At 32.7% G+C, this 19,397-nt stretch carries 20 protein-coding genes; 18 read left to right on the top strand and 2 right to left on the bottom strand.

The window, feature by feature from the left end:
* Positions 1-39 precede the first annotated feature (39 nt).
* Together ACFQ1K_RS05425 and ACFQ1K_RS05430 are read left to right on the top strand one after the other, a co-directional pair.
* On the top strand, positions 40-675 hold the full coding sequence (locus tag ACFQ1K_RS05425) for a hypothetical protein (protein WP_320556697.1): 636 nt from the start codon (positions 40-42) through the stop codon (positions 673-675).
* Between the two features lie 183 nt (positions 676-858).
* A complete protein-coding gene (locus tag ACFQ1K_RS05430) occupies positions 859-1,488 on the top strand; it encodes a hypothetical protein (RefSeq protein ID WP_320556840.1) in 630 nt (209 codons plus the stop codon).
* A 337-nt stretch (positions 1,489-1,825) separates the two neighbouring features.
* Here ACFQ1K_RS05430 and ACFQ1K_RS05435 read toward each other — a convergent pair whose 3' ends face one another.
* A complete protein-coding gene (locus ACFQ1K_RS05435; protein ID WP_062055926.1) occupies positions 1,826-2,362 on the bottom strand; it encodes a TetR/AcrR family transcriptional regulator in 537 nt (178 codons plus the stop codon).
* A 150-nt stretch (positions 2,363-2,512) separates the two neighbouring features.
* On the opposite strand from ACFQ1K_RS05435, the gene ACFQ1K_RS05440 reads away from it, so the two are divergent.
* From ACFQ1K_RS05440 to ACFQ1K_RS05510, 15 genes are all read left to right on the top strand, one after another.
* Complete coding sequence (locus ACFQ1K_RS05440; RefSeq protein ID WP_320556839.1) at positions 2,513-3,268, top strand: outer membrane lipoprotein-sorting protein; 756 nt, start codon at positions 2,513-2,515, stop codon at positions 3,266-3,268.
* 1 nt (position 3,269) lies between these two features.
* On the top strand, positions 3,270-4,487 hold the full coding sequence (locus ACFQ1K_RS05445; protein WP_320556838.1) for an ABC transporter permease: 1,218 nt from the start codon (positions 3,270-3,272) through the stop codon (positions 4,485-4,487).
* A gap of 4 nt (positions 4,488-4,491) precedes the next feature.
* Positions 4,492-5,694 carry an ABC transporter permease gene (locus tag ACFQ1K_RS05450; RefSeq protein WP_320556837.1) on the top strand — a complete coding sequence of 401 codons (1,203 nt, stop codon included), beginning with the start codon at positions 4,492-4,494 and terminating at the stop codon, positions 5,692-5,694.
* Between the two features lie 16 nt (positions 5,695-5,710).
* Positions 5,711-6,394, top strand: coding sequence for an ABC transporter ATP-binding protein (locus tag ACFQ1K_RS05455; protein WP_062055918.1), 684 nt, complete (start codon positions 5,711-5,713; stop codon positions 6,392-6,394).
* Positions 6,395-6,397: 3 nt separating this feature from the next.
* The gene (locus ACFQ1K_RS05460) at positions 6,398-7,597 is read left to right on the top strand and encodes a hypothetical protein (protein WP_320556836.1); all 1,200 of its coding nucleotides are present in this window, start codon (positions 6,398-6,400) and stop codon (positions 7,595-7,597) included.
* 289 nt (positions 7,598-7,886) lie between these two features.
* The gene (locus ACFQ1K_RS05465) at positions 7,887-8,069 is read left to right on the top strand and encodes a hypothetical protein (RefSeq protein ID WP_320556835.1); all 183 of its coding nucleotides are present in this window, start codon (positions 7,887-7,889) and stop codon (positions 8,067-8,069) included.
* 371 nt (positions 8,070-8,440) lie between these two features.
* Positions 8,441-9,208 carry an abortive infection system antitoxin AbiGi family protein gene (locus ACFQ1K_RS05470; protein WP_320556834.1) on the top strand — a complete coding sequence of 256 codons (768 nt, stop codon included), beginning with the start codon at positions 8,441-8,443 and terminating at the stop codon, positions 9,206-9,208.
* Positions 9,209-9,361: 153 nt separating this feature from the next.
* On the top strand, positions 9,362-9,844 hold the full coding sequence (locus tag ACFQ1K_RS05475; RefSeq protein WP_320556833.1) for a DUF7674 family protein: 483 nt from the start codon (positions 9,362-9,364) through the stop codon (positions 9,842-9,844).
* 234 nt (positions 9,845-10,078) lie between these two features.
* Positions 10,079-10,486, top strand: a complete 408-nt coding sequence (locus tag ACFQ1K_RS05480; protein WP_320556832.1) for a hypothetical protein — start codon at positions 10,079-10,081, stop codon at positions 10,484-10,486.
* A 135-nt stretch (positions 10,487-10,621) separates the two neighbouring features.
* Complete coding sequence (locus tag ACFQ1K_RS05485) at positions 10,622-12,580, top strand: ATP-binding protein (RefSeq protein ID WP_320556831.1); 1,959 nt, start codon at positions 10,622-10,624, stop codon at positions 12,578-12,580.
* 300 nt (positions 12,581-12,880) lie between these two features.
* Positions 12,881-13,207, top strand: coding sequence for a helix-turn-helix domain-containing protein (locus ACFQ1K_RS05490; protein ID WP_320556830.1), 327 nt, complete (start codon positions 12,881-12,883; stop codon positions 13,205-13,207).
* 3 nt (positions 13,208-13,210) lie between these two features.
* Positions 13,211-14,125, top strand: coding sequence for a DNA-methyltransferase (locus tag ACFQ1K_RS05495; protein ID WP_320556829.1), 915 nt, complete (start codon positions 13,211-13,213; stop codon positions 14,123-14,125).
* Complete coding sequence (locus tag ACFQ1K_RS05500) at positions 14,106-16,859, top strand: HsdM family class I SAM-dependent methyltransferase (protein ID WP_320556828.1); 2,754 nt, start codon at positions 14,106-14,108, stop codon at positions 16,857-16,859. Before ACFQ1K_RS05495 ends, ACFQ1K_RS05500 begins: the two co-directional genes overlap by 20 nt.
* Positions 16,860-16,861: 2 nt before the next feature.
* On the top strand, positions 16,862-17,155 hold the full coding sequence (locus ACFQ1K_RS05505) for a restriction system modified-DNA reader domain-containing protein (RefSeq protein ID WP_320556827.1): 294 nt from the start codon (positions 16,862-16,864) through the stop codon (positions 17,153-17,155).
* A gap of 282 nt (positions 17,156-17,437) precedes the next feature.
* A complete protein-coding gene (locus tag ACFQ1K_RS05510; RefSeq protein ID WP_185967746.1) occupies positions 17,438-17,608 on the top strand; it encodes a hypothetical protein in 171 nt (56 codons plus the stop codon).
* A gap of 381 nt (positions 17,609-17,989) precedes the next feature.
* Here the strand turns inward: ACFQ1K_RS05510 and ACFQ1K_RS05515 are convergent, their stop codons facing one another.
* A complete protein-coding gene (locus ACFQ1K_RS05515) occupies positions 17,990-18,208 on the bottom strand; it encodes a hypothetical protein (RefSeq protein WP_320556884.1) in 219 nt (72 codons plus the stop codon).
* 103 nt (positions 18,209-18,311) lie between these two features.
* On the opposite strand from ACFQ1K_RS05515, the gene ACFQ1K_RS05520 reads away from it, so the two are divergent.
* Positions 18,312-19,262: a hypothetical protein gene (locus tag ACFQ1K_RS05520; protein WP_320556883.1), complete on the top strand. Its 951-nt coding sequence runs from the start codon at positions 18,312-18,314 to the stop codon at positions 19,260-19,262.
* Positions 19,263-19,397 lie beyond the last annotated feature (135 nt).

A 19,397-nucleotide genomic window follows, 5' to 3' on the forward strand; every position in this document is an offset into this window, starting at 1 on the left:
ACGTTTAGCCAATTGTTGTGCGTCATTTAAGAAAAACCCGTGAAATACATTAAACTGATTTTAATTTTACTTTTTTTTAATTCGTGTTCAACGAATAAATCAGTAGTTGGATTATATGGAAAATGCGGAAAAAGTTACTTTGCTTGCACTCAAATTGAACTGAAATCGGACAAAACATTTGAGTATTTTATTTTTATGGATGTCGGTGGCAGAACTGTAGTCAAAGGAAATTGGGAACAAATATCTACTGACAGTATAAAACTGAACACATTTGAACAACCAAAAAATCCAAGTACGACTTATAGCGGAAAAATAAATCCTGACCGAATTGATAATATCAAAATTACAATCCGAGATTTGGAATTACCTCTTGCAGCTGCGTTCATTGTAGTAAATGACCAAAACGCTGGAAAAGCAGCAGACGTAAATGGAATTGCGGAATTGGAAACTCAAGAAATAAAAACAATTACATATCATTATTTAGGACAGAAAGAAACAATAGAAATCGACAATCCGAATTACAATGAAATAGAAATTATTGTTAGAGATTTGGACTTAAACGCTGTTCCGAGATTTTTGACTGATAAAATAATGGTTTTAAATAACGGAAAATTATTTTTTAACGATGGATATTCATTAAAGAAAACCCACTTGAAAAACAAACAATGGAAATAAAAAACGAACGCACAACACCGTATATAATTTATTGCTAGTTCTAGCCTACTTACGAAAATCCTCGCGGATTTTCTATTCGGTTTTTATTTGCTAAATTACGTGCTAAACCACGCAACAAACCATATACAAACACGTTGGCAGTAATTAGCAAAGCGAATCCCACATATTGATCAAGAACAAAATATGAGCCTATTTAAAACGAACAAATCTCTAATCATAATTGGAATTTTTATAGCATTATCATCTTTCAAATCTTATGCGCAAAAGACTACAATCGAACAGGATTCTGTAGAGATTGAATTTGTTAAGAACGATAAATTGAAAAGTAAATATCCAAAAACCTACATCGGAACCTTATTCAATGGTTTCAGAATAACAGTTTTAGAAGTGAACATTAAAAATCTTGACCTTAAAAAAGGAAAATTTGACCCTAATAAATTTTATCTCATTAGTGAAAAGCCAAAGCTTCAATATCGCCCTTTAGATATTTTTATAGCAGATGATAAAAATGATTATTCTCGATTTGAATTAGTGACTAAAAAAAAACCTAAGGAAACGAGTAATATGAAAGAAACATATGACCCGAATATCAAGGACACTTATTTGGACTATAAAGTTGAAGGTGTGAGTGGCATAAAAATTCCGATTAATTTAGGTAGTCCAGAGTTTCCAGACAAACACGTTTTTCACTTTAGGCCAAAAGTTATAAATGACAGCAAAATCTTGATATATTTTTATATTTCATCTGACTTTATAAAAAGCGGAACATTGTATTACGGAAATGATAAAATTGCCGAAACGAAACTAAAATGATTACGAATAAAATAACTACTGCCAACACCGGCTATAGTTCATTGCTGCGGAATTTCCTCTCGGAAATTCCTGCGTATTTGCTAACTTTGGTTTACGGCGGAATAGTTCTGCCGAACCATTCCGCAACGAAACCATAGCCAAACACGTTATGTGCAACCTAAAAAAACGAACGACAGTGCAACATTGAAATGGAAGGAATGCAAAACGCCAACCCTTCACAAAATTAAAAGAGGTGTTTTTGCCAACACACAAGCCCACACTAAAACACCACATTTAATTTTGCCCAACCGCACCCAAGCCCACCCACCACCCCAAAAGATGAATGGATTGACAACAATCAAGTAAACTTTTCGACCAGTTCATTACACTTTGCAGACATTTCTTCTGAACTGTAAGGCATATCCTCATCCAACCAATTTGTTAGATAACTGACCAATGCAGCGGACAACGCTTCACTTGTAAAATATATTTTGAGTTGTTCTGACTTTGATTTTGATGAATCACGTTTTAAATCTTTGGCAATTTTCAAACTCATCACATCTCGAATATGACCGATAATTAAATCCCCACCTTTCTTCCCCAACATTGCTTTTGCAATTTGAAAATTGTCTGCGCAGTGATTGAAAAGCATTTCAAAATCTATCCCATCTTTACTTTTCTCGTTCATCGTTCCAAGCAAACTAAAGAGTAATTGTTCTTTACTTTCAAAATGAGCGTAGAAAGTGGAACGACCTACATTTGCTCTATCAATTATTTCTTGAACTGTTACCGCTTCATACCCTTTCTCTAAAATCAATGCTATAAAAGCATCTGACAAATACTTCTTTGATTTTTGAATTCGCCTATCAACAGGCTTTTGAGTTTTCTTCTTCATTTTACTGAACTTTTATCCGAATCTGTTCCATAACAGACACTTTGGTCGATTTAGCTATTGTACGTTTTTTTAAGACATTCTATTTTTGCATTACAAATATAAAACAAGTTATTCGATAACAGACAACAAGTTTTAAAACAAACGAAGTATATGATAAAATCAATTCTAAAATACGGTTTTCTTTCAGTCGCCATTTTTCTAATGGCGTTTGCACCAGCGGACACACCAACCGAAATCGTAAAAAAGGCTCATTACAATGTTCGAAGTAGTGCTTACTCAATGAATATGACAATGAAATTAGTGCGTCCAAAATGGACAAGAGAACTCACTTTCAAATCTTGGTCAAAAGATGCGGATTACGGAATGATGGTAATCCAAGCACCTGCAAAAGACAAAGGAATCTCGACTTTGAGAATTAAATCGGAAGGTTGGACTTGGCTTCCTTCCATTGAAAGAGTAACCAAAATTTCACCGTCCCAAATGAGCCAATCTTGGATGGGTTCAGATTTTACGAATGAGGATTTATTAAAAGAAGCTTCGATAGTGAACGACTACACGCATAAACTATTAGGCGAAGAAAAATTTCAAAATGTTACTTGTTATAAAATTCAAGCAACACCTAAACCAAATGCAGCGGTAGTTTGGGGCAAGGTCATTTTATGGATTAGCAAAGATGATATATTACAACGGAAAGCTGAATACTATGATGAAGATGGAACATTGATAAACACACTTATCAATAGTGATTTCAAAACTGTAGGAGGTAAAAAAATAGCCACCACTTTAGAAATGACACCCAATAATAAAAAAGGACAAAAGACTATCTTAACAATTTCAGCTGCAAATTTCAGTGAGAAATTGGACAATAACTTTTTCTCAAAAGAAAAAATGAAAACCGTAAAATAAAATGAAGCAACTTATAAAATTAGCTTGGCGAAACATTTGGCGAAAACGCAAAAGAAGTGTAATTGTCCTTGTCAGTATTGCTTTTGCTATCATTATTACAATTAGCCTGCGTTCTTTAATGCTTGGTAATGGCGATAAAATGGTAGAAGCAGGTGTAAAGAATGTGGGATATATTCAAGTACATACTGCGGATTATTGGAAAGATAAGTCTATCAATGATTTGCTTTTGGATGATGATAAATTGATAGACAAAATCAACTCTATAGAAGGTGTTACACAAATTATTCCACGACTTCAAAACTTCTCATTAGCCGCAGGAGACAAAACTTCAAAGGCTTCTTTGGTTTTGGGCATTGATGGCGATAATGAAAATGAATTTAACAAAGTAAAAGACAGAATTGTAAAGGGTAGTTTTTTTACTTCAAAGAGCAAAAAAGTAGTGATAGCAGAAGGGTTAGCAAAATATTTAAAACTTACAGTAGGCGATACATTGGTGTTAATCGGACAAGGTTATCAGGCAAATGTAGCAGCAGGTAAATACCCAATATCAGGAATTGTAAAAATTCCTAATCCACAAATGAACGTGATGTTGGTGTATATGCCTTTGTCTTTGGCACAAGAATACAATAGTGCATTTGGAATGTGTAGCGCTTTAATGCTCAACATTAAAGACAAATCCCAAACAAACAGAATTTCCAAAGAACTAAAATCAAAGTTGGGTAGCAATTATGAAATTATGACTTGGGATGAAATGATACCTGAAATTTTGAACGGGCTCAAAATTGATACCACCATTTTTACTTTGGTTTCCTCGTGTCTTTTCTTAATTGTGGGTTTTGGAATAATCGGAACAATCATAATGATGGCATTGGAACGAAAAAAAGAATTTGGAATGCTTCAAGCAATCGGATTACAGAAATCACAAATACAAACTGTGATATTTTTAGAAAGTTTAATGTTGGGCATTACAGGAATTATTATAGGATTATCAATCGCAATTCCATTTATGATTTTTATGTACTACCACCCAATTCCATTGACAGGAGATGGTGCAAAATCTTTTGAGGCAATGGGTGCGGAACCCATTATGCAATTTGGAATCAAACCGAAACTATGGGCTTTAATGTCATTTATAGTTTTCTGCATAATGCTAATTGCAAGTTTGCTTCCTATTCAAATCATTAATAAACAAAAAGTGGCTGAAGCCATAAAACGATAATAATATGACTACAAAATTAGCTTGGAGAAATATTTGGCGAAACAAAACACGGACAACCGTTTTTTTATTGGCAGCCTTCTTTGGATTTGCAATGGCTTTATTCACATTAAATTTAATGAAGTCTATATCCCAACAGCGTTTGGATGATGCGAAGAATCTACAAACAAGTGATTTGCAAATTCACAAAATGGGATTTCAAGACGACAAGGACATTACACTTTTTATTCCTAACGCAGAAAATGTAATTCAGAAAGTCAAAGAAAACGCAAATGTAGATGTTGTTGCAAAACGCATATCCACAAATGCAGTTGCAGCTTCACCTGAAAACAGCATAGGTTGTGAAATTAAGGGAGTTGAACCTACAACTGAACGTGAAATAAGTGTAGTACAAGATTTTTTGGTTGAAGGCAGCTATTTAAGTACAGATATGAGAATGCCAATTCTAATCAGTAAGAAAACTGCCGACAAGTTAAAATTGAAATTGAAATCAAAAATCATTATCACACTCAAGAACACTCAAGAGGAAATTGTTGGCGGAAGTTTTAGAGTAGCAGGAATTTTTGCAACACCAAGTACACCTTTTGATGAAAATACGGTAATTGTAAATTACACCGATTTACAAGAATTGGGTTCAATTTCTGAACCGCAAGAAATCGCTATTAAAATTAAAGACCCAACAAAATTAATAGAAACACAGAGTGGTATTCAGGAAACGCTATCTGCCGAATATGAAGTGAATAATTGGAAAGAATTATTGCCAGAACTCAATGCTTTTGATGCTTTTATAAATATGGTTGGAGTTCTTTTTACAATCATTGTCATTTTAGGTTTAGGGTTTAGCTTGATGAATATTATGAATATGATAGTTCAAGAAAGAACGCACGAAATAGGAATGTTACGAGCCATTGGACAAAGTAAATTCAAGGTGTTTTCAATGCTACTAAATGAAGCAGGAGTGCTTATGATGATAGGTGCAGTTTCAGGAATATTATTTGGCTATGTTTTAACTCTCATTGCCAGCAAGGTAGGTGTGCCTATAAGTTCAGGACTTGATATGTTAGGCATTAGACCAGTGATGTATCCTAAATTGAATCCTGAAATTATAATAATGGTAATTGTAATTGCTAAAATTTTAACGGTTGCAATTGCTTCAATACCAGCATACCGAGCAATGAGAATTAAGCCTAATGCAGTATTAAGAGATTAACAACAAAAAAAATAAAATGAACGTAATAGAAATAAAAAACCTTCGCAAGATTTACAACGAAAAAACAGTTCCAGTAAATGCAGTAAATGATGTTTCCCTTTCATTTAAGGCAAAAGAATTTACCGCTATTGTAGGTGCTTCGGGTTCAGGAAAAACAACTTTACTTAATTTGATAGGTGGCATTGACACACCCACAAGTGGCAATGTATTTATCAATGGAAAAAATGTAAGCGAATTATCCGAAAACAAAATGACACAATTTCGCAGAGACAATATTGGGTTTGTGTTTCAGCAGTATAATCTTTTACCAGTTTTAACTGCAAAAGAAAATGTTGAGTTTATAATGGAACTGCAAAAGAAACCAAAAGAAGAGAGAGAAAAAAGAGTGACCGTACTACTTACCGAAATTGGTTTAGCAGATAAAATAAATGAAAGACCTGCAAAACTTTCAGGTGGTCAACAACAAAGAGTTGCAGTTGCAAGAGCTTTAGCTCACAAACCAACTTTTGTAATTGCTGACGAGCCAACCGCAAATCTGGATAGTAAGTCAACTGCGGATTTGCTAAACATTATGGAAGAACTTAATCAAAAAGAAGGTACAACCTTCATTTTTTCCACTCACGACCAAAGAGTAGTTGACAGGGCAAAACGAGTAATTGTATTTGAAGATGGGAAAGTGATAAGCGATACTTCAAAATGAAAAATGCGAAATTCAAATCTTATAATAATTCTTCTTCTTTTTCCAAGCCTTGGTTTATTTGCCCAAAATGAAAACATTAATCCAACAGACACAATTGATGTAGAACAAATTGAAAATAACAATCCAAGTAAGTTTGAAATAAATGGGTATCTGAAAGATTTGGTTTCAGTAGCTATTCCTTCTTTCAATGGATTATGGTCTTTCGATAATCAAATACATAACCGTGTTAATTTTAAATACTACGCTAATTCTTGGCTTACACTTAATGCTGGAGCAAGAAATAGAATTTACTTTGGGAATAGCGTTCAACAAATTCCAAATTTTGACGAGCAAGTTAATCAATCGTTAGATTATATACGTTTAGGAGGTATTGTCTCGCAAGGGCAATCTTACCTCATTCATTCAACAATAGACCGTGCAAACTTAAAACTTGATAAAGATAAATGGCAAGCGATAATTGGTAAACAGCGAATTAATTGGGGGAAAACGTATGCTTGGAACCCGAACGATTTGTTTAATGCTTACTCATTTTTCGATTTTGACTATGAAGAACGCAGAGGAACTGATGCTGCATTGGTAAAGTACAATATAAGTTCATTATCATCTATTGAATTCGCATCCAACATTGATAGCACTTTTGACAAAATGATATTTGCAACTAATTACAAAACAAATATTAAAGAATATGACTTTCAATTTTTGGTTGGTAAATACAAAACAGATATTGCCCTTGGTGCAGGTTGGGCAGGCCAAATTAAGAATGCAGGTTTTAAAGGAGAATTGACCTATTTTCAACCTTACAAAAATGTTGGCGTAAACCCGACTTTTATAGGCGACATTTCATTTGATTACACACTGCCAAACACATTAAATTTCCGACTTGAATTCATTGGAAATACAAATCCTATTAAGACCACAAATATCCAATTTTTGACTCAACCCGTTTCTGCAAAAGGACTAATCAACAACTATGTTTCAACCTTCATTTCTGTCGGTTATGACATTACACCATTAATAAAAGCCAACTTAAATTCCATTTGGAACATTGACGACAACTCTATTTTCTTGAACCCAACAATTGACTTCTCTCTGACAGAAAATACTAATTTACTGATTGCAGCACAAATATTCACAGGCGACAAAAACAGTCTTTACAATGGAGTAGGAAGCTATGTTTTCACAAGGCTGAAATGGAGTTTTTAACGACAAGTACAGCCAACACATTTGGTGGCACATTTGTATTTTTCCGAACCCTCAATCCAACGCTAAAAAATCCAAAAGAGCCACCAAGCCAACGCACCTGAAAAGGAAAGGCAGCACATAACATTGTATAAAAGCAATAGCGGTTCGGGTGCAAACTCGAACCGTTTTTGCGTTTAATTAAGTATATTGCTTGCCGAAAAGTAGTTGCATTTTAATCCGCTACTGCTCTTATACTAACCGTTGCCATTCATTGAGGAAAATCAATACAAATTGAAATATTTAACATAAAATGAGTACTGTTTTCGGACTTTTAATTATTGCGTTTATTATTGGAATATTAGTTATTGGACTAAAACAAAGTTCAAATCCGAAACACGATTTTTCAGGAGATTTAGAAAAAGAGAAAGAAGCCTATGAATTGTCTATTTTAAAATTTATAGATGACATAAAATCTATTTTTAAAAATAAATAAAAACTACAGCGGAATTTTTAGCTCGTTTGCGGAATCTGAAACTGAATAGAAAACTCAAAACCGAACTGAACGTTGAAAATCACTCTTGCGGAATTGCTTACTCAATCGGAATTGAATAACAGAACGTGGAATGAATTGCTCACTCGTACTCTGAAAAAAGGACAACGGAAATTGTACTGAACCGAATAATCCGAACTCTGATAAAACAACGAAATGGCAACACCGTGTATAAAAAATTGCTAGTTTTACACTAAACCAATGTGAGTTGCTTTGCTTGCCTGCATCTGATTTTCCTTCGGAAAATCCTCGCACACAAGCACGCAACTTTCCATACACATAAACGTTGTGCATAATTTAAACCACCATTATAAATGAGTAATATTAGCTCAAATAGTCTATTTCATTTCACACCGAAAAAGGAATATTTACTTAGTATTCTAAAACAAACATTTGTACCTAGATATTGCTTTGAAGAAATAAAATTGAGCGATAAACTAAGAAGACCTGGATTTGCTTCTGCAATTCCAATGGTATGTTTTTGCGATTTATCGCTTAGCCAAATAAACAAACACATCGAAATGTATGGAAGTTATGGTTTAGGAATGACAAAGGAATGGGGAATTAAAAATAAACTTAATCCAATAATTTATGTCAATTCGAATTCTAATATTTCAGAATCTATAAGTCAAATGGCGGAAAACGTTTATCAAGCTTTAGATAAACATTGTAGTCAAATAACTAAGGAAATATCTGATGAGTTTATGAATTTAACTAATTTTCTAAAGCCTTATGATGGAGATTTTAAAAGAGGTGATGACAAACATAAAAATGTTAGATTTTATAATGAACGTGAATGGCGCTATGTACCAAAAATTGAATTTAACTCAAATGTCAAAAGTAATTTAAGTAGAGAAGAATTTTCGAATACCTCATTACTATCTAAAGAAAACAAAAAACTGGCAGAATATAAGTTAGGATTTACGCCAAATGATATAAAATACATTTTTGTAAAGAGCGAGAATGAAATACATCCAATGATGGAAAATTTAAGAAGTATCAAATCAAGATTTAGTCCAACAGAAATAGATATATTGACATCAAAAATTATTACAACTGAACAGATAAAACAAGACTTTTAAAAAACTATGCACAACAATGTATAACCGCAATTACGGCGGATTCGACTACGTCCGAATCCACTCGGAATTGCTAACGTCAGTTCTTTACCGAAAATTAGTAACTTTAATCCCGTAACTGACGGTTATACGAGACCGTTGTGTGTAATTTGAGAAATGAACGTAATTGAACCAAAATATAAGTATAAAGAAATTGAAAAGGTTTTTGAAAAACTGATTTCAGGAAACGCAGAACTGACTGAACATTTTGCGAAAGAAGTTGACCTTTCTGATTATAATCAAGAGGATAATATTCCTTATGTTGACATAGGTTCGATTTCAAGATTTATTGTAGAAAAGAAAATCGAGAATGAAACATCTGATTTCGGATTATTTTTTGAAAACGTTGAGGAAATTTATAAAAATGGAGATAAGGACGTTCAGAATTTTATCGTTGTTGGACTGTTCGAGGGAATTCAAAATATCGGTGGCGAAGAAATCGAATATTATAAATCTTTCAATCAATGGTTGAAACCAGAAACTCAAGAAGCGTGGAATGGAATAATTGACTATTGGGAAGGAACTGAATGGCGAATTCCAAAAGATGAGCGTAAAAAAAGAGAAAAAGAAATACAGAAAATATTAAACAAAAAGAAATAAAAACTACACACAACAATGGCTATAAGTAATTGCTTGTTCTCGCCTACTTCTGAAAATCCTCGCGGATTTTCAGTTTGGTGCGTACTTGCTAAGTTAAGTGCTAACCCACGCAACTACTCATAGCCGAAACCGTTGTGTACAATGCCGAAAATGATACAGAAATTTAACTTAAAACTGATTTTATTAGAATGTTTCGCACTGATTTTTATCATAAGCGGAATTGACCGATTGTACGTGGCATATAACGGAAATCAATTCGATGCTTTAATGAGCGAGGATTGGGAAAAATTTGAATCTCTGACTGATGTTAGAGTTGGAGAATTTTTTGCTAACCAAGCTTACTGGACTATTGCAAGTCTACTAATCGGAATTTTAATTGTTGGACTTATAAACTGGAAAAACAAATTCGGAATCATAAATTCAATAGTAGTTCTCATTTTGACATTTGGAATATCTGCTACTGGAATTTACTCAGACGGAATAATAAACAGATATCTGAATTACTTTTGCGGAATATTTGCTGAAGGTTATGGAATGGCTTTTTTAATTGGTGGTTTGATAATAGCATTAATCGGAATTATGATTTTATGGAAAACTATAAAAATGAACAAAAGCACTGTACACAACACTGTGTATAATTAATTGCTTTGGCAAGTGCTTATTTGGAAAATTCCTTCGGAATTTTCTCGGGCTCGTATTTGTTTACTAAATTAGTTGCTGAAACACGCAACTAACCATACACAAACACGTTGTGCGTAAGCTGAAAAAAAAGAACATATGCCAAAACAAATAGATATTGGAGTTGAAATTGACCACATTGATTCTTTGACAAGAGCCAATGGAAAAACAGCTATTTCAGAACTGATTTGGAACTCATTAGATGCTGACGCTTCTGAAATCAATATCGAATTTGAAAAAACCAAACTAGGAAGCATTAATTACTTGCTCATAAAGGACAATGGACACGGATTGAATTATCAAAAAGCACAAGATGTGTTCAGTAAACTTGGAGGTTCAGAGAAAAAATTAAACCGAATAAGTCCAAATGGACGACATTATCACGGAAAAGAGGGAAAAGGAAGGTATAAATCATTAGCACTGGGAGATTTAGTAGAATTTACGAGTAGATACAAAAACGGTGAATCTTACAAAGAATACACAATAACGCTTGACAGAAATCACCTATCGTATTCTGATTTTAGCGATTTAAAAACATTACCAAAAGGTGATTATTCAACTGGTTTCCAAGTCAGAATTGACAATGTCAATCAAGAAAATGCTTCTCAAGCTATTGATATAAGCTCTAGAAAAGAACTTGAACAAAAGTTTGCTTCTTATTGGATTAATTATCCAGACTTTTCAATTATTATCAATGGTCAGAAACTAGAATTCTCTTCTTTAATAAAACACAGCGAAGAACAAGAGATACTAGTAAATGATGGAGAATTTGATTATCGATTTAAAATCAAGATTATAGAATGGAGTTTTGATATTAAAAAGCAAACATACTTGTGCAACACAAAGGGAATTCCTTTTCAAGAAACCAATTTAGGAATTAGGTCAACTCTACCTATCTCAATTTTTATCCAATCGAATTACATAGAGAAATTACATAGAGAAAATAGACTTGCTCTAGACAGTTTGGATGAAATCTTAAATAGTGTAATTAAGGATTCTAAAAAAATTGCACGAGATTATGTTCGTAGAAGACTTCATCAATACTCTGGAAAATTCATAAATGAACTAAAAGCAAAAGGCTTATATCCTTACAAGGACAAACCAGACACAATAGTTGAAGAAAGTAAAAGGCAGGTTTTTGATATAGTTGCACTTCAAGTCAACGAATATCTTCCTGACTTTGAAACACAAGATGATAAAAGTAAAAAGTTAACCTTATCACTTATTAAAGAATCTTTAGAAAATGATACAACATCATTACAAAGAATCTTGACAGAAGTCATCGAATTACCAGAAGAAAAAAGAAATGACCTATTCGAAATTTTAGATGAAACTTCTTTATCGAATATCATCGATGCAATGACAGAAATCAAAAATAGATTGAATTTGCTTAATGGAATTGAACAGTTAATTTATGATACAGATTTAAACAAGCAAGTAAAGGAGAGAAAACATCTTCATAAAATCGTAGTCAATGAGACTTGGATTTTTGGAGATAAATATACTTATGGTGCTGACGATGTAACTCTAAAAAATGTTTTAAAAGCTTATTTAAAAGATGCCATTGGACGTGATGATTTTCAAGAGGTTGTTGAGTCGGAAGACAATGATGAATTGAGAACTATTCCAGATGTTTGCCTATGGCAACAATTTAGTATGGGAAGTGCTGGAAAAGAAAATCTTATCATCGAACTTAAAAAACCGAATAAAGATGCTGGCTTCACTGAAAAAAGTCAGATTGAATCATATGCCACTAAAGTTTCTAACGACCCAAGATTTCCGAAAGACAAAACGAGATGGAAATTTTTGTTAGTTACAAAAGATATAAAACCCGAAATAGAACCATTACTGAATCAAAAAAATAGAAGATATGGTCACGTTTCGGAAGGTGACAATTTTGATGTTTACGTATTGCCTTGGGGACATATACTTTCAGAGGCAAGAACACGACACGAATTTATTAGAGACAAACTAAATTTAAACTTAAAAGACAACGAACAAGGGCTTGATTATTTAAAAAATAAGTACAAAGAGTATTTACCAGAAGAATTTAAATAAAAAGCCTACGCACAACAATGGCTATAAGTAATTGCTTATTCTCGCCTACTTCTGAAAATCCTCGCGGATTTTCAGTTTGGTGTGTACTTGCAAAGTCAAGTGTTAACCCACGCAACTACTCATAGCCTAGACCGTTGTACACAAGCTCTGAAAAGCCAACCGCACAGTCAAGCACATTTCATTTTTTTCGTGCCTCAAAAAATAAAAAGAGCTTGCCTTTTTCCACCCTCACACGAATTGGAAATCATTAAATATTCATTATATTTGTCAAATACTGACAAGTCTAAATATTCAAGTCAAATGAAACAATCTTTCGGAGAATACATCAGACATTTACGGACAAAAAACGAACTCACTTTAACCCAACTCGGAGCAAAACTTGATTTGGATTCTGCAAATTTGAGTAAAATTGAAAACGGAAAAAGAGACTTTGACGAAAAACGTTTGACTCTGCTTGCCCAAGTTTTTGATTTGGATTTAGAAGAGCTAAAAACAGAATTTTTTGGCGACCTATTCGCTAAAAAACTTTACGAAAGTAGTTCTTCGACAGATGCACTTATTGTTGCGGAAAAAAAAGTTAAATACCTACGTCAGATTAATGCTAAACAAGAAAGTCTTAAACTTTAAAATATGCCAAACAGTTTAAACAAATACCTAAACAAAGTAATTCAAGGAGATTGCCTAGAAGAAATGAAGAATATTCCTAGTAAAAGTATAGATATGATTTTATGCGATTTACCTTATGGAACAACTCAAAATAAATGGGATTCAGTAATAGACCTTGATAAGCTTTGGACTGAATATTATAGAATAATTAAAGACAACGGAGCAATTGTACTTACATCTCAGGGTGTTTTTACCGCAAAACTAATATTGAGTAATGAAAAGCATTTCAAATACAAAATTGTTTGGATTAAATCAAAAGCAACAAATTTCTTAAATGCAAAAAAACAACCATTAAGAAAACACGAAGATATTTGTGTTTTTTATAAGAAACAGCCCAATTATAATCCTCAAATGACAGAGGGCGAAGCATATGATAAAGGATTCAGAAAAAACCAACTAACAGGTAGTTATGGAGACTTCAAATCGAATCACGTAAAAAGTAATGGGAACAGGTATCCAACAGATGTGATTGCTTATGAAGAACAATCTATTGAAGATTTTGTCTATGTTAAAACAGCTGAATCTGAAGGAACAGTCTATCATCCAACTCAAAAACCAATAGAATTAGGTCGATATCTAATTAGAACTTTTACGAAACCAGGAGATGTCGTACTTGATAATGCTTGTGGTAGTGGTAGTTTCTTACTTTCTGCTATTCTTGAAAACAGAAATTTCATTGGAATAGAGAAAAATGAAGATGTGCTTCTACATAAAGTTAAAGAGGTCGATTATATTAAAATTTGTACGGATAGAATTCAAGAAACATTAAAGAGAAAAGAGGTAGAAAAATCTACTTTACGTCTATTTAATGAACCAATAGCAAAATACCATACGTTAAACTATAACACTAAAGTTCTCAATGGCGAAAGTTACGTATAACGAAAGAAGTTGGGCTATTGATGTTATTAGTTCAATCGAAGTTTTCTTAGCAAATAAGAGTTGGCATTTTAAAGGAGCTGGAGGAGAAAGTACAATAAGTAATAACAAGAAAAGTCTATTTCCTGATGTATTATTATTTAAAGACCTTACTAAAGATATAATTGTACAGGGTTGGGAATTAAAAATGCCTGACACTCAAATTAACGATGCGGAATTAATAAGAAATGCAATAAAGAAGGCAAAAATACTAAAAAGAGATAGCTTCCTTTTATGGAATGTAAAAAGTGCAGTGCTTTACATAAGAAATGGGGACAACTTTGAAATTCATAAAAGCTGGAATGATATAAATATAAATTCTCGTTCAGAAGTAAAACCTAACGAACAACTCTGGAAAGAGTTGTTGTATGAGATTCTTGCCGACCTTAATAACTTTTTTGAATCAGGAGAAATCCCAGAAGTTACTTCTCAAGAAATTTTGTCTATTGACGAAGTAATAGATGTTGTCTTAGAAAACACCAACAATACTGCTGAAACACTAAAAGCAAAAGCTAGAACTACTCGGCAATTAGATGCAGAAATCAATCTATGGTGGAATTCATCTTCAAATGAATACGGTTTTACTTCAACTCAAACTGAGCATAAACTAGCGACTTTGTCAATGGTAGTTTTGACAGATTGGGTTTTCAAAATAATTTTTGCTCATATACTAAAAAGGCATTTTAACGAAGCAAAAGAAATTGAGAATATTGAAAGGTCAACTTCTATTGTTGATGCAATGGAAATCCTAACATCTATTTCTCAAAAATGTAATTTCTGGAATATTTTCAGTCCAAACCTTGGTCAGCAATATATTTCGGAAACAGCTTGGAGCGAATTGACAGAATTAAATCAATTCCTTTCAACCGTAAATATTGAAGCTATAGAAATTGAAATTCTTCATCAATTACTTCAAAATACTATTGCAACTGCTAAAAGAAAGGTAGCGGGTCAATTTTCGACACCTAAAAAATTAGCAGATTTATTAACTCGCCTAACCATTGATGACAAAACAAAAATAGTAATCGACCCTTGTTGCGGAACAGGTACAATTATAAAACAAGCCTATGAATTAAAAGAAGAATACGAAATAAATTCGAATGAAATTCTTAATACCATTTGGGCATCCGATAAACATTCTTTTCCTATTCAACTTTCTACCTTATCAATGGCTAAACCCTCAAATATTGGTAGAATAATAAATGTTTTTAACTCTGATGTAATTGAACTAAATCAGGGAGACACGATAGAATTTAGAAATCCAAATAATGGAGAAATAGTTGAAAAAGAATTCCCAACCGTAGATTATGTTGTTTCTAATTTACCATTCATTAAGAGCAAGGAAATGAAAGTTTTGAATCCACATATAGTGGACATTAACGATCGGATAAAGGAAGAAGCTGATACAACAGAGACATTAAGTGGTAAAAGCGATATTTTCGCATATATTCCTTTCTATCTTCATCAATTCTTATCCGAGAATGGTAAAATTGGACTTATTTTATCTAATGCTTGGCTAGGAACTGATTATGGCGAAATATTCTTAGAGCTTTTTCAGAAATTCTTCAAAATTGAATTAGTAGTAATCTCTGGTAAAGGGAAATGGTTTGATAATGCAGATGTTGTAACAACAATATTAGTTGCGTCAAAAAAAGACCCACAAACACCTACATCAAATGATAGTGAAATCTCATTTTGTACTTTAAATGAAAAGCTAGAAGAAATTGATGACATCAGGACTTTAAGTGATAATATAATTGTCAATGTTCAATCTGAAAATCTAACCATTAATAGATATTCAATTGCACAAATAAATTCTTTTGAAGATTTTGGGATTCCTTGGTCAGGTTATTTTTCTAATCTAAGTTGGGTAGCAAATGTTAGAGACAGATTTATCAATACTAGTGATTTTTTCCATTTTACACGAGGTGAAAGGCGTGGTTGGAATCCTATGTTTTATCCTGCATCAGGTCACAATATAGAGCAAGAATATATTAAGCCAGTCCTTAAACATTTGAGAGATACTACAAATTTAGAATGCGTTGCAAATGCTGAAGCATTTTGCTGTTCACGTAGTATTGAGGAACTTGAAAATTCAGGTCACAATGGTGCTATTGCTTGGATTAGGTCATTTGAAAACCAACGAAATGGGACGAATAGACCTTTACCTGAAGTTTTAGCAAAACCAAATATGCATTGGTATGAAATGTCAACCGAAAATATGGCTGACTTTGTAGCTAATGTAAATTATGACAAAAGCCTGTTCATTGCAAAATTTGAAAATCGTTCATTTATAGACCAGAGAATGATTGGCTTTTCAATAAGAGACGAGTACCAAGAGGAAAACAAAACATTATTCTTAGCACTTTTAAACAGTACTGCAAGTCTATTCTTAATTGAAAGTTTTGGTTTTGGTCGTGGTTTGGGCGCATTGGATTTACGAGCAACGAAATTTGAAAGAGACTTTAAAATTCTTAACCCAAATATTTTATCACAAGAGCAAAAAAACCAAATAGTGGAATTGTTTAGCCCAATTATGCAACGTAACAGATTACCTCTGGAACAAGAATTGGAATCAGAAGATAGAATTGTTTTTGAGAACGCATTAATGGAGATATATGGAATTTCTGAATATTACGAACCTATTAAAAATTCTTTGAAACAATTATATCAAATTCGTTTTGCAGTTAAAGATTAGATATGACATACAAAGAAATACCAGACATAACTTTAAAAATGATAATAAACGCTGGAATAATTAAAACTGGTACTAAGGTTTATTCATCACCTAATAATGAAATTATAGGCACTTTAGATAAGGAAGGTGCTATAACATTCGAAATTGATAATGAAATGAAAACTTTTCCCTTTCCTAGTGGAGCTGGAAGAGCGATAACAAAAACCAGTATAAACGGATGGAAATATTGGAGAATCTTAGACAATGGAGTTTATAATGATTTGAGTTATTATAAGGAAAAATATAAACAGATGTAAAGCCAACGCTAAAAGCCATACACATTTGCAATTCGCTACAGCCACCACAATTGCCAAAAATTGCAAAAGAGTATGTCTTTGCCAACGCTGAATGACAATCTGAACGGAAAAAAGCCAGTGTACAACAACGTATATAAAAAATAGCGGTTTAATCGCTTAATCGAAAGAAAATGAAAAAATTAAAGGTCAATTATAATCCGAAAAGTTAGTGAGTAAAATCCGCTACTTTTCATATACAAGACCGTTACCTGCAATTGCGTTACTCACTCAAAAACAAATTAAATGAAAATAAAAAAAAGAACATTTGACTTAATTTTTATTATTGTTTCAACTGCAATATTGATAGCATTATCAGAATATGGACTTTTAGAAAAGTATATGGCTTTTGCATTAATTCCAATTTTAATTGCATATCAATTAGGACAATATTCTGAAAGAAAATTTAAGAACTAATGACTTAATTCTTAATGAAATTCACGTCGGATTTTTTAGCTCGTTTACGGAATCGAGCTCTGAATTAACAACCCAAGACCGAACTTTGTGCCGAATTTAGCAAGTTGTGGAATTACCACACAAACGGATTTTAGCAAGTTTGCGGAATTGAAAAACTGAACGGAAAATTAAGCGGAATTTTTTGCTAGTTTAGTTTATTCAATTTTTTTTTAGAATTTTAAGAAAGTAAAAACGAAAAACAACAGCAGGTAACACCGTATATAATTTATTGCTAGTTCTAGCCTACTTACGAAAATCCTCGCGGATTTTCTATTCGGTTTTTATTTGCTAAATTACGTGCTAAACCACGCAACAAACCATATACAACCACGTTGTACACAATTATTCGGGAAACCATTCAGTTATTGTTGTATCAACAAACTCTTGTCCACCAACTGCATTTATCATATCATTAGTATGAGCAACCGCTTCGTTGTACCTAATAAATACTTGGTCATCAGAAGTTGCATAAAAACTCAGAAGTTGTTGTCCAAGTTCTGTTTCAAAAATCTTATTAGCTTTTTCTTGTGTCATTGTAGTAAATTTAACTGCGTACAACATTGTATAAAGTTAATACGCTGTGATGGTCAGTAATTTAATTAAAAAGTTTAGGTAAAGCGTACTAACCTTATACTTTACCGTTGCCATTAATTATGACCAACCAATGAACCAAGAACAATTAAGAAAGGAATATTTGCGCCTAACAAGACTTGAAACGATAAAAGATTGTTCTGACTTATTAGATATTTACTTAAAATATTTCTTTGAGGTTATTAAACAAAACCCAAACGAAGCTAAAACTCACGCTGAATCAGAAGCCGAATTAGTAAATCAAATGATATTTACTAAAATCGGACATATGAAAGAACTATTAAACGGATTTGAATATGAATCCGCAGACGGAACAAAGCTGAACAGAATAGTTGACCCAACTGTAATAGCCTCACATATTAGAAATCTATTTGAAACTGTTTCAATGTTTAGTTTGGTATATACAAAACCTTCTAATGATGACGAAAAAACGATTTTGTATAATTTGTGGGTATCGGCTGGATTGAAATATAGGCAAAGGTTTGATGTCGTTGTCAAAAAAGCAGAAAGTCAAGAGAAATTAGATAAAGAAAAGCAACAAATAGATGATTTAAAGGCTGAAATTGAAAACACGGACTTGTATAAAGCTCTTGACGAAAAAGACAGAAATAAAATACAATCTAAACTCAAGGAAAAAGATTATAAAGTTCAATTTAAGGATGGAAAAGTAGAATTTTTAAGCTGGCAAGAAACTGTTCCTGTAATGGGAATTAGAGATGGAGTAATGGACACAATTTACACATACTTCTCATTGTATGCACATCCATCGAATGTCTCGGTTTTTCAATTTGCAGATATGTTCAAAAAAGAAGAAAACCCATTTATTTATCTCACTACTTTTAATCTGAACAACTTTTTTTTCTTATTAAGCATTTTCATATTTGACTACATAAAATTATTTCCAAATGTCAAAAACACCTTTGAACAATTAGAAAAAATAGAGCAAATTGTAATTGATAGGCAAAACGTTTTTGCAAGAGATGAGAGCTATTCCATAAACGATGAATGGAAAGCACTTGGATAAAATAACTAATGGCAACAAAGAACTGAGTTAAAAAACAAGTCTTTTTAGCTTAATCTTGACACATAATTTTCATCATAAGGCAATCCTGATTTTACAATAGCGAATGCTTGTTTTAAAAGTTTGTTTGCTACTGCA

This window comes from Winogradskyella aquimaris (assembly GCF_042676105.1).
GTDB lineage: Bacteria > Bacteroidota > Bacteroidia > Flavobacteriales > Flavobacteriaceae > Winogradskyella > Winogradskyella aquimaris.